Origin of the sequence: Thermoflavifilum thermophilum, from assembly GCF_900116565.1 — a bacterium.
GTDB classification, from domain to species: domain Bacteria; phylum Bacteroidota; class Bacteroidia; order Chitinophagales; family Chitinophagaceae; genus Thermoflavifilum; species Thermoflavifilum thermophilum.
Window position 1 is genome coordinate 824,847 of sequence record NZ_FPCJ01000001.1, and the last position, 12,246, is coordinate 837,092.

At 51.6% G+C, this 12,246-nt stretch carries 10 protein-coding genes; 6 read left to right on the plus strand and 4 right to left on the minus strand.

Translation table 11 applies throughout. The annotated features are described in order from the left end of the window. Nucleotides 1–2: 2 nt before the first annotated feature. On the minus strand, nt 3–1,556 hold the full coding sequence (gene dnaB, locus BM367_RS03590) for a replicative DNA helicase (RefSeq protein WP_092460894.1): 1,554 nt from the start codon (nt 1,554–1,556) through the stop codon (nt 3–5). Between the two features lie 454 nt (nt 1,557–2,010). Here dnaB and pheT point away from each other — a divergent pair, with 454 nt between their 5' ends. The 5 genes from pheT to BM367_RS12075 all read left to right on the plus strand — a co-directional run bounded on the left by pheT (nt 2,011) and on the right by BM367_RS12075 (nt 6,993). Then, nucleotides 2,011–4,473, plus strand: a complete 2,463-nt coding sequence (gene pheT, locus BM367_RS03595) for a phenylalanine--tRNA ligase subunit beta (protein ID WP_092457837.1) — start codon at nt 2,011–2,013, stop codon at nt 4,471–4,473. Nucleotides 4,474–4,489: 16 nt separating this feature from the next. Beyond that, nucleotides 4,490–4,783 carry a hypothetical protein gene (locus tag BM367_RS03600; protein ID WP_092457840.1) on the plus strand — a complete coding sequence of 98 codons (294 nt, stop codon included), beginning with the start codon at nt 4,490–4,492 and terminating at the stop codon, nt 4,781–4,783. A gap of 20 nt (nt 4,784–4,803) precedes the next feature. Then, the gene (locus BM367_RS03605; RefSeq protein WP_092457843.1) at nt 4,804–5,091 is read left to right on the plus strand and encodes a cell division protein ZapA; all 288 of its coding nucleotides are present in this window, start codon (nt 4,804–4,806) and stop codon (nt 5,089–5,091) included. Nucleotides 5,092–5,177: 86 nt separating this feature from the next. Beyond that, nucleotides 5,178–6,746: a ribonuclease Y gene (gene rny, locus BM367_RS03610; RefSeq protein WP_092457846.1), complete on the plus strand. Its 1,569-nt coding sequence runs from the start codon at nt 5,178–5,180 to the stop codon at nt 6,744–6,746. A gap of 106 nt (nt 6,747–6,852) precedes the next feature. Beyond that, nucleotides 6,853–6,993 carry a hypothetical protein gene (locus tag BM367_RS12075; RefSeq protein ID WP_177224093.1) on the plus strand — a complete coding sequence of 47 codons (141 nt, stop codon included), beginning with the start codon at nt 6,853–6,855 and terminating at the stop codon, nt 6,991–6,993. Here the strand turns inward: BM367_RS12075 and BM367_RS03615 are convergent. Together BM367_RS03615 and BM367_RS03620 are read right to left on the minus strand one after the other, a co-directional pair. Then, entirely contained in the window at nt 6,969–7,463 is a 495-nt protein-coding gene (locus tag BM367_RS03615; protein WP_092457849.1) for a YcxB family protein, read from the minus strand. The two genes, BM367_RS12075 and BM367_RS03615, sit on opposite strands and share 25 nt — an antisense overlap. 67 nt (nt 7,464–7,530) lie before the next feature. Beyond that, the gene (locus tag BM367_RS03620) at nt 7,531–7,920 is read right to left on the minus strand and encodes a hypothetical protein (protein WP_092457852.1); all 390 of its coding nucleotides are present in this window, start codon (nt 7,918–7,920) and stop codon (nt 7,531–7,533) included. 93 nt (nt 7,921–8,013) lie between these two features. Between BM367_RS03620 and BM367_RS03625 the strand changes: the two genes are divergently transcribed. Beyond that, a complete protein-coding gene (locus BM367_RS03625; RefSeq protein ID WP_092457855.1) occupies nt 8,014–8,730 on the plus strand; it encodes a Dph6-related ATP pyrophosphatase in 717 nt (238 codons plus the stop codon). Between the two features lie 111 nt (nt 8,731–8,841). On the opposite strand, the gene BM367_RS03630 is transcribed toward BM367_RS03625, so the two are convergent. Next, on the minus strand, nt 8,842–12,219 hold the full coding sequence (locus BM367_RS03630; protein WP_092457858.1) for a vitamin B12-dependent ribonucleotide reductase: 3,378 nt from the start codon (nt 12,217–12,219) through the stop codon (nt 8,842–8,844). Nucleotides 12,220–12,246 lie beyond the last annotated feature (27 nt).

The window sequence follows — 12,246 nt, forward strand, 5'->3', positions numbered from 1 at the left end:
GGCTAAAATGGTGCATCGTCGTCGGAATCGTCGGTATAGTCGTTCATCCGGGAAGGCCGTTCGATGTATAAACGCGCCGCATCATTTTCCTGATACGTTCCGGATGAAGATTTACCAAAAGAAGTGGCAAAGCCCTGGTCTTCTATCTCAATGAATTTCTGAATGGATTTCAGCATTTTCAGTTTAATCGTATCCAGCCGGCCATTGCGATGTTTGGCAATACGCACATAGGTTTCACCCTCGGTGGACTCTCCAAATTCGTTGGTGGTAATGTCATAATATTCCGGACGATACAGGAAAAGCACCAGGTCGGCGTCCTGTTCAATGGCGCCCGATTCGCGCAGGTCGCTGAGCTGGGGCATTTTGTTGGTCTCCTTGCGTTTTTCTACCTCACGGCTCAACTGTGAAAGAGCAATGATGGGGATTTCCAGCTCTTTGGCCAGCGATTTCAGATCACGTGAAATTTTGCTGATTTCTTGCTCACGGTTAACATTCCGGTTTTCATGGTTGCTGCTCATGAGCTGCAGATAGTCAATCACCACCAGCCCGATATTGTGTTTGCCCTTGAGCCGCCGGCATTTGGCCCGTAGTTCAAAAATATTCAGCGCGGGTGTATCGTCAATGAAAATAGGGGCCTTGGCCAATTTGGATACTCCATGGCTGAGCTGGTTGAATTCATAATCAGCCAATTTGCCGCGGGAGATGTTTTCCAGCGAAATTTCGGTTTCCATGGCCAGAAAACGCTGCACAATCTGCTCGGCCGACATTTCCATTGAAAACACAGCCACCGGCACAGGCTGGCTGGGATGCAGGGCTGCATTGCGGGCCAGATTCAGGGCAAAAGCCGTTTTCCCAACCGAGGGCCTGGCCGCCAGAATAATCAGATCAGATTTTTGCCACCCGTATGTAATGGCATCCAGCGCCTTAAAACCTGAAGGCACGCCAGTCATGTTGTCGGACCGGTTGCGCAATTCTTCTATCCGCTTGATGGCCCGCACGACCAGTGAATCAATGGGCGAAAAATTCTGCCGTAGGTGGTTGTCGGTAATCTCAAACAATTTGGTTTCGGCATCGTCCAGCAGATCAAAAATATCCGTACCCTCTTCGTAGGCTTCGGTAATGATTTCGCCGGAAATCCGGATCAGTTCCCGCTGGATAAATTTCTGCAGGATGATGCGGGCATGCGCTTCAATATTGGCTGCCGATACAACAGCATGGGTTAGCTTGGTTACATAGTATGCCCCACCTACCAGCTCCAGCTCGCCCGTCTTACGCAATTCCTCCACCACGGTGAGAATATCTACCGGCAGCGACTTGTCGGCCAGCCTGCGGATAGCTGCAAAGATGCGCTGATGAGCCTCTACATAGAAACATTCCGGTTTCAAAATTTCAAGAGCGGTTTCGTAGGCCGTTTTTTCCAGCATAATAGCCCCCAGCACCGCTTCCTCCAGATCGGGTGCCTGAGGCGGTACCTTGCCATACATCAACCCGCTTATATCCACAGGTTTCTTCCTGGTGGCCGCTGATCGGGAATCCTTTCTGATATTTATTTCCATGAATCGAATACTTTGGGTTTCTGGGTTGAGGGTATCGTATAAACGCAAAATGAAAAATTCATGAAAAAATCATGAACTTTTCCTGCCGTTGGTTCTAAGGTAAAAGGTTTTTTAAGATTTAAAAAGAAGCCTTCCTGCAAAAAATTTATTCTGCACTTATGCACAGCGTATGCAACAAGTTAGTTAAACTTATGCAACTGTTTGGGCAAAGTTTTCCACCGTTTCTGCAAAAAATCATCTTTGCAGACGAAGTTTTTCACAAAGCTCGTGAAAAAAGATTTTTGGGCGATTTCTTGCTTGTTTGCAAAAGTTTTTCTACGGCATAACTTCTTAATTTTACGCCCCATCGTGCACAATGCAAGGATGATGCTTCAGATCCGTTTTTTGCAGGGCAACCACCTGCATAAAGCCTGGTCATCGGAGCGGAAATACAGTATAAAATAATCGTAGTTCAATGAAGATTGCATACCGTTGGCTGTTGCGATATCTACCTCTGGGGCAGAAAGGATGGCCTTCCACCCTGAATGCGGAAGAAATTGCCCGGATCCTCACTTCTGTAGGGCTTGAAGTCGAACAGCTGAGCAGCTTTAGCTCTATTCCCGGTGGCCTGGAAGGATTGGTGGTAGGCGAAGTGGAGGCTGTGTGGAAACATCCACAAGCCGACAAACTGCAGCTTACGCGCGTACACATAGGCAACGGGCAATCCCTGCAGATTGTGTGCGGAGCGCCCAATGTGGCTGTGGGGCAAAAGGTAGTGGTGGCCCTGCCCGGCACTACACTTCATCCGGTTGAAGGCGAGCCTTTTCAGCTGAAAAAAACCAAAATCCGCGGGGAGCAAAGCGAAGGCATGCTTTGTGCTGCCGATGAAATCGGGCTGGGAACCGACCACAGTGGCATCCTGGTGCTCGACCCTTCCGCTGAACCCGGAGCACCACTCACCCGATACATAGAGGTATTTCATGATCAGGTGTTTGAAATCGGCCTGACACCCAACCGCATGGATGCCATGAGCCACCTGGGCGTAGCCCGTGATCTCTGCGCTTATATCAACCATCACTACCAGTTCAGAGGCGCGCTTCAATGGCCCGATACAGCTGCTTTTCCGGAAACAGGCCTTGATCCATCCCCTATCCGCATACAGATTGAAGACCCCGACGCCTGCCTGCGGTATGCCGGTCTGCTGATTGAGCATGTGCAGATCGGCCCCTCACCGGCATGGCTGCAAGCCGCTCTCACCTCCATCGGCGTCAAGCCTATCAACAACGTGGTGGACATTACCAATTTCGTGCTCCACGAGTGTGGCCAGCCACTGCACGCTTTTAATGCCGATGCCATTGCCGGACACGAGGTGCGGATCAGAAAAGCTCGCTCGGGAGAGCATCTGCTCACCCTCGACGGGAAAGATCGTGTCTTGCATCCGGAGGATCTGATGATCTGCGATGCCAGGGAACCTATGTGCATAGCCGGCGTGCTGGGTGGAACTCATTCCGGCATTCAAGATGATACCCGGCATATTTTCCTGGAAAGCGCGGTGTTTCATCCCCGCTTCATCCGACAAACCTCCCTACGCCTCGGCCTGCGTACAGAGGCCGCCCTGCGCTTTGAAAAAGGGGTAGACATCACCCGGGTTCCCTATGCCCTGAAACGGGCGGCTCTGCTGATTCAGGAACTGGCCGGCGGGCAGATCCGCTACCAGCCTGTGGATGTATATCCCACTCCCCAAAATCAGCCAGAGGTGCGCCTGAGGAAAACCTATCTTACTGCCCTGAGCGGGAAAACCTATCCCGACAAGCAGGTCGAGCCCTTGTTGCAAGACCTGGGTTTCGGGCTTGTCAGTTCCAACGATCAGGAATGGGTATGGCAGGTGCCCCCATTCAAACACGACGTCAGGCAGGCTGCCGACCTGGTGGAAGAAATCATGCGGATTGACGGACTCGACCAGATTCCCATTCCTGCACAGATCACCATTACCCCCGCCCATCATGCCTTGCACGTTCGGGAAAACCTCAGGGATAGCCTGTCCAGCTTTCTGGTAGCCCAAGGGTTCCGGGAAATCTATACGAACTCCATTTCCAGAAGCCAGCTGTATACCGTTTATCCGGAAACCCAGGTGGTGCATCTGCTGAACCATCTCAATGCAGCCCTCGACGTGCTGCGACCCTCCATGCTGGAAAACGGGCTGGAATGCGTGGCCTATAACCAACATCACCGCAACGAGCCGATTGCTTTCTTTGAATTCGGCAAAACCTACCATCCCGATGGCGAAAAAGGATATCGGGAGCGCGAATTCCTCGCCATCTGGCTGGCTGGTAACCTTCATCCGATCTGGTGGGCCGAACCCGAAACCCCACCAAAGGCCTACGGCTGGTTTTTCATGAAGGGGGTGGCAGAAAACCTCCTGCAGCTTAGCGGCATACATCGGTTTCAGTTCCGGCCCGCCAGCGGGCATCCCCGACTCAAGCCTTTGATGGAAATCATTGCTCCTGAAAAACCCGTGGGCATGCTGGGCGCAGTGGATGCAGAAACCTGTGCAGCCTTAGACCTGCAACCACCCGTCTATTATGTGGCTCTGGAATGGGAAAAATTGGTAGAAGCACGCACCCAACATCAGATTACCTATCAGGAAATCATCCCCTATCCGGTCGTGCGAAGGGATATTTCTTTCCTGATCGATAAACAAACACCTTACGCCCGTATCGAAGAAATCCTGCAAAATTCCCAAGCACCCTACCTGAAAGCATGGAACCTGATGGATGTGTTTGAAAGTGAAAAGCTGGATCCCGGGAAAAAATCCTGCACCATCAGCCTGTTTTTCCAGCATCCTGACCGAACGCTAACTGATGAGGATGTGGAGCAATCTTTGCAACGAATCGTTCAACATCTTGGCAACCAGTTGCAGATCATCCTGCGGAAATAATCCTTAGCTTGTAACCATGAACGCCCAGCAACAGCTCGATTATATTGAACAAAAGCTCAGGGAGCTGATCGAACGTTACATGCTATGTGTGGAAGAAAACCACAAACTTAGGGCACAGGTGGCCCAACAACAGGAGCAACTGCAAAACCTCCGGGCAGAGGTAGAACGCCTGCATACCCAGGTGCAAATTGCCCATCTGGTAAAAATCAATACCCTGAATCTGGATGAAGCGGCGCGCAAAGAAATCCGAAACCTGTTGAATGGCTATATCCGTGAAATTGAATTGTGTATTGCAGAACTTCAACTTTAAATTTTAAATCCATCTCGCCTATGCCTTCCACCGATGACCTCATCGCTATTCAGGTTACCATCGCCGACCGTTCCTACCGCCTGAAAATTTATCCCGAAGAAGAGGCTTATATCCGTCAGGTGATTAAGAACCTGAACCAGAAAATCCTGGAATTCAAAACCCTTTACGCCGGAAAAGACATGCAAGACTATGTAGCCATGTGCCTCATCTATTACGCCACTCAACCCGAACATACGCTGTCATCCGATATGCTTCGCCCTCGGCTGGAGAGCATTGAAAAACTGCTGGATCAGGCCCTCAGCCGTTGAGCCCTGCAAGCCACGAAATTTGTATCTTCGCACACTGTTTTATTTTCAGCCTTCAGGCAATTTTTTCATGAATCAAATCATTTCACATGAATATCACTATCGGATTGTTAATAGGGGTTGGCCTGGCAGCCTGCATCGTAGGCATTCTGATCGGAAAACTGATTTTTTCCAAAAATACCCGGATCCGCATCCAGGAAGCTGAGCAACAGGCACAAAAAATCCTGGCCGAAGCTCAGCTCGCAGCTGAAACGCTGAAGGAGAAAAAACTCCTGGAAGCCAAGGAAAAATATCTGCAGCTGAAAGCCGAGTATGAAAAAGAAGTGCTGCAGCGCAATCAGAAACTGGCAGAAGCCGAAAACCGCATCAAACAAAAAGAACAGTCGCTGAACCAGAAAACCGAAAACGCCCAGCGACAGATCCAGGAAAACGAGGCCCTGAAAGAAAACCTGCTGCGGCAATTGGAGCTGGTCAATCAAAAACGCACAGAGCTGGAAAAACATCAGGAGGAACACATCCGCCGGCTGGAAAAGGTAGCCGGCATGACTGCCGAAGAGGCCAAAGCCCAGCTCATCGAAAGCATGAAGGAAGAAGCCCGCACCCAGGCTATGGCTTACCTGCAGGAGATGATGGAAGAAGCGAAAGCCAAAGCCAACAAAGAGGCGAAAAAAATCATCATCCAGACCATCCAGCGCACGGCTGCCGAGCAAACCATCGAAAACGCCATCACCGTCTTCAACCTGGAAAGCGACGAAATCAAAGGCCAGATCATCGGCCGGGAAGGACGCAATATCCGCGCTCTGGAAGCCGCTACCGGTGTGGACTTGATTGTAGACGACACACCCGAAGCCATCGTGCTCTCCTGTTTCGATCCCCTGCGCCGGGAAGTGGCTCGCCTATCGCTACAGCGGTTGATTCAGGACGGCCGCATCCACCCGGCCCGCATCGAGGAAGTAGTGGAAAAAACCAAACGCCAGCTGGAAGAACAGGTCATGGAAATCGGTGAACGCACCGTCATCGAGCTGGGTATCCACGGCATGCACCCCGAACTGATTCGCATGGTGGGCAAGATGCGCTTCCGCTCGTCGTACGGCCAAAACCTGCTCATGCACTCCAAAGAAACCGCCAACCTCTGCGCCATCATGGCCGCCGAGCTGGGCCTGAATCCCAAACTGGCCAAACGTGCCGGGCTGCTGCACGATATCGGCAAGGTACCCGATGAAGAAAGTGAACTGTCGCATGCCTTGCTGGGCATGAAGCTGGCCGAAAAATACAACGAACATCCGGCCGTGGTCAACGCCATCGGCGCCCATCACGACGAGATCGAGATGACCTATGTGATCGCTCCCATCGTGCAGGCTTGCGATGCCATCAGTGGCGCTCGCCCCGGCGCCCGCCGCGAAATGATGCAGAGCTACCTGCAGCGCATCAAAGACCTGGAAACCCTGGCCATGGGATTTGCTGGTGTTGAAAAAGCTTATGCGATTCAGGCTGGCCGTGAACTACGGGTGATTGTGGAAAGCGATAAGGTGAGCGACAGTGATGCCGACCGACTTTCTTTTGAAATTGCCCAGAAAATCCAGAATGAAATGCAGTTCCCCGGCCAGATCAAGGTAACCGTAATACGGGAAAAACGTGCCATCAGCGTGGCCCGATAATGCTTCGCACCCGCTATGCCAGTCTTGAGCATCATCATCCCCACTTACCGGGAAGCTGGTTCACCATCTTCGCCAGCAAACAACATCAGAAGAAGCTGAAATCATTGTGGCCGATGGGAATAGTGACGATGGTACTGTAGAAGAAGCGCACCGGGCAGGCGCCCAACGGGCTGCTTTCGCCTATGCTTTTGTTCCGTCCCTGGTTGCTCCGCCCAGCATCGATCAATGGGACACATTTACTTCATAACTGGCAAACTTGCTGTGCAACAGGTTGCGAAATGCCTGCCTGTCTTCCTCCCGGAAAGCACTCCAAGGAATGATGAAAAAAGAACGGGTATTGCGGTACAGATAAATGTAATCGCGCGTTTCCACCACATTCCGAAAACTTTCCCACCGGATCATGTGTTCCCCGCTGCGTGTACCAATGGCCATTCCCTGATCTTCCACCTGCAAACGAATGTTGTCTTTGAAGGTGGCCGACTTGTTGTAAGTGAGTACCGGCAGCCAGAACCAGAAAATAAGCAATAGCAGCAATATCATCATGAAAATGCCAAACACAGCCCCGAACGAGACATAACCCAGCAAATTGCCCACCACCGTGATCCCAAACAGAATCAAGAGTGTAATCCTCAGAAATTTCACTTCACTTCTGCTGAGAAAATGCACCCGCAGCGCATGTATGACGGATGTACGATCATAGGTAAATTCCACCAGCATACGTCAAAATCTGATTTCCTTCTGTTAATTCCGGTTAATAACATGAATGGATATGCCACAGAACGGCTCATGAAAAATGAAGCGTATCCAGCTCCGGATAACGTTGTTTCAGGTATTCCACATATTGCTCAATCTCGGGCCACTGCACGCCAAAGGGTGGTAACAGATCAGTCTGTTCCTTTTCCCGAAGGCGGATCGAACTGCTTTGTTGCTGGCTGCGTTTGAGATACCAGCTGTAAAAACGCAACACAGAAGCCGGCAAATTGCCTTGTTTCTTACATGCAGGGCTGGCAGGCGTAAAGCCCGGGTACATCAGCATCAATTTTTCCAGCGTTATCTGTTCGCAGGGGACCGGCTGAGGGGTATGGGACTTTCGGCCTGGCTGCCCTCCTGCATGAGCTATCACAGGCAGAATGCCCAGTAGCAACATCCATCCGAAATGTCTGCATCCAATCATGTGCTCCGGTTAAACAATTCATAAAAATACAGTTTTTCAGTGTTTGCCTGCCTGAAAAATTCCGGCTTACTTTGTTGTTTTACCTGTTCAAATATGGAAAGCGCTTTCCTCAACTGGAGTGGTGGGAAAGATGCCACAATGGCTTATTTTCTGCTTTCCCGATCCGCCCAGTATCAGATTCGGTATCTGCTTACCACCTTCAATGAAGCTTACCGACGGGTATCTATGCATGGCGTCCGCGAGTCGCTTCTGGAACTGCAGGCCCGTGCACTGGATCTTCCATTGAAAAAAATCTGGCTGCCGGAACAAGCCTCCATGGAAATATACAACGAGCGAATGGCCGATGCCCTGAAAAGCATGGCTGAGGAGGATATTCATACGGCCGTGTTTGGTGATATCTTTCTGGAGGACCTTCGGCAGTACCGCGAAAAACAGCTGGCACGGGTCGGCATGCGGGCTGTTTTTCCGCTGTGGCAGATGGATAGCCGACAACTTATTGAACAATTTCTGCAAGCCGGGTTTCGGGCTATTGTGGTTTGTGTAAATGCCCAAAAGCTCGATATCTCGTTTTGTGGCCGGTTGATTGACGAAACCTTTTTGCAAGACCTTCCGCCTGATGTGGATCCCTGCGGAGAAAACGGTGAATACCACAGCTTTGTGTTTGACGGGCCACTGTTCCGATTTCCGGTGTTATTTCAAAAGGGGGAGGTTGTGGAAAAACATTTTTCACCCAGCTCAAATGCCTCTTCCGCATGGGATACCCGATATTGGTATTGCGATCTGATCCCGGAAAATAAAAACGGCGCCTAGAAAGGAGCCGACGTTTGTTACTATCTTATGAAAACCCTATTTAATGCAAATATATACTTTTCCAGAGAAAAAAAACTAATTCATTTTCTCCTTTAGAAAATTTTAACAGCATTAGCTGCAACCCAGGCTGGCGCCACAATTCAGACATTTGTAACAGGTGCCCGAGCGCACGGTGATATGTCCGCAGCCTGGACAGGTGGGTGCATCACTCTGCATCTGACGCAGGTAGGCCTGTGTGCCGGCCTGTACCCCTGTACCAGCCAGCGATTCGGCTTCATGGGTCAACGTGCTGACCGGCGCCATTTGCTTTCCTGCCTGCCGGACCGGCTGGTTTCCTGCTGGCTGAGCTTCTGGAGCTGATTCCCCCTGCGAAGCCTGGGCGTTGCCAGTCTGCCGGACAGGAAGTCCACCTGCCGTGAAATTTTCGTCCGCCTGGTTCGGATCAGGTACATGCACCAGATCGCTGCGGTGCAAATATTCATAGCCCAGTACCCGGAAAATATAATCCACAATGGATGTGGCAAATTTGATATTGGGATGTTCCACCGGCCCGGAAGGTTCAAAGCGGGTGAAGACGAACTTGTCCACAAATTCTTCCAGCGGCACGCCGTATTGCAGGCCAATCGATACCGCTATGGCAAAGCAGTTCATCATCGAGCGCAGGGTGGCCCCTTCTTTGTGCATGTCGATGAAGATTTCACCCAGCGTACCATCGCTGTATTCGCCCGTCCGCAGGAAAATAGTTTGCCCGTTGATTTTGGCTTTCTGGGTAAAGCCGCGGCGTTTGGCTGGCAAGGTCTTGCGCTGCACCACACGCGACAGGGCCCGCATAAACGAAGTATCGGGGCTGCTCTGCATCTTAATCCGGGCCGCTTCCAGGATTTCATCAATCGTCAGGCTGTTCAAATCTACCTTACCGGAGCTTGCCGGTGCTGCTGCCTCGGTAGCCTGTTCTTCTTTTTTCTTGTCGGCCCGGTTACTCAGGGGTTGCGACAGTTTGCTGCCATCGCGGTACAGGGCGCAGGCTTTCAGTCCCAGTTCCCAGCTCAGGTAATAACAGTCGGCAATATCGGCTACGGTGGCTTCATTGGGCAGGTTGATGGTTTTGGAAATGGCTCCCGAAATAAAGGGCTGCACGGCGGCCATCATGCGGATATGGCCATGGGGATGAATATATCGCTGGCCTTTTTTGCCGCATTTATTGGCGCAATCAAATACCGGCAGGTGTTCCGGCTTCAGATAGGGTGCCCCTTCTACCGTCATGGTGCCACACACATAATCATTGGCAGCCTCAATTTCTGCGTCGGTGAAGCCCAGGGCATGCAGCAAGCTGAAGTCGGGATTGAAATACTGTTCAGGCTTGAAGCCCAGCCGCTGTAAGCATTCTTCACCCAAAGTATAAACGTTAAACACAAAGCTGATGTCGAACGCAGATGCCACGGCCTGATCCAGCTTTTTGAGTTCTTCGGCAATAAACCCTCTTTCACTCAGGGTTTGATGATTGATGTAAGGAGCACCTTCAAAACTGCCCGTGCCTTTTGCATAATCGACAATAGCTTTGATCTCGGTATCGCTGTATCCCAAATGTTTTAATGCGGTGGGGATGGATTGGTTGATGATTTTAAAATAGCCTCCACCGGCGAGTTTTTTAAATTTCACCAGCGCGAAATCGGGTTCAATGCCGGTGGTATCGCAATCCATGATCAGGCCAATAGTGCCGGTGGGGGCAATGACGGTCACCTGGGCGTTGCGGTACCCATAGCGTTCGCCCATTTGCAGCGCCTCGTCCCAGGCCCGGGTAGCTGCTTTCAGCAGGTCGTCGGGGCAATAACGCGCATTGATGCCCTGGGGTTTAATCTGCAGGCCCTCGTAGGCATCGGTGGCATCGTAAGCCGCGGCCCGGTGGTTGCGGATTACACGCAGCATATCGTCCCGGTTTTCGGCAAAGCGCGGGAACGGGCCCAGGTGCATGGCCATCTCAGCCGAAGTCTTATAGGCCACGCCCGTCATGATGGCGGTGATGGCAGCAGCTATGGCACGGGCTTTTTCGCTGTCGTAGGGAATGCCGTTGATCATCAGCAGGGAGCCCAGGTTGGCATAGCCCAGCCCCAGCGTGCGGTAATCATAGCTCAGCTGAGCCACCTCTTTCGAAGGGAACTGAGCCATGAGCACGGAAATCTCCAGCACAACCGTCCACAGCCGTACGACATATTCAAAAGCCTCAATATCGAATCGGTTGGTGTTTTCATCGTAGAACTTGCGCAGGTTAATGGAAGCCAGGTTGCAGGCCGTATTGTCGAGGAACATGTATTCCGAGCAGGGATTGGAGGCGCGGATGCGGCCACCTTTTGGACAGGTATGCCATTCGTTGATGGTGGTATCGTATTGTACACCCGGGTCGGCACAACGCCAGGCAGCATAGGCAATCTTATCCCATAGCTCGCGGGCTTTGATGGTGCGCATGGTTTTGCCGGTAGTGCGGGCTTTCATTTCCCAGATCCCGTCTTCGGCCAGAATGCGGAAAAATTCATTCGGAATACGAACCGAGTTGTTGGAATTCTGGCCCGACACGGTGCGGTAGGCCTCTCCTTCGTAGTCCGACGAATAGCCGGCTGCAATTAGAGCCGCTACTTTTTTTTCTTCCTCTACCTTCCAGTTGATGAATTCCACCACTTCGGGATGATCCAGGTCAAGGCACACCATTTTGGCAGCCCTGCGGGTGGTGCCGCCCGACTTGATAGCACCAGCAGCCCGGTCGCCAATCTTCAAAAAGCTCATCAATCCGCTGGAAGAGCCACCCCCGCTTAATTTTTCACCTTCAGCCCGGATATTGGAGAAATTGGTACCTACGCCCGAACCGTATTTGAAAATGCGGGCCTCGCGTACCCACAAATCCATGATGCCACCGGGATTGACCAGATCGTCTTCCACACTCAAAATGAAGCAGGCATGCGGCTGCGGCCGTTCGTAGGCTGATGTGGATTCTTTCACTTCACCGGTTTCCGGATCAACGTAATAATGACCCTGCGGCTTGCCCTTGATGCCATAGCTGTCGTACAGGCCCGTGTTAAACCATTGTGGCGAGTTGGGTGCACACATCTGGTTGAGCATGCCATACACCAGTTCGTCGTAAAACACCTGGGCGTCCTGAGGGGAGGCAAAATAGCCATAGCGCTCGCCCCAGTTGCGCCAGCAATTGGCCAGGCGATGCACCACCTGTTTCACCGAAGTCTCCCGCCCCAGGCTGCCATCGGGCTGGGGAACGCCAGCCTTCCGAAAGTATTTCTGCGCCAGAATATCGGTGGCAATTTGCGACCAGTGGGAAGGCACTTCCACATTGTTCATCTCGAAAATTACTTCCCCATTCGGGTTGCGGATTACCGAACTGCGGAGTTCATAGGAAAACATGTCGTAGGGGCTGATGCCTTCTTTGGTAAAATAGCGACTAAACTGCAGCCCCTTTTTCAGGGTTTGGTTATTTGCTGTCATGATAAAAAATTTTTTTACTGTGAAAAC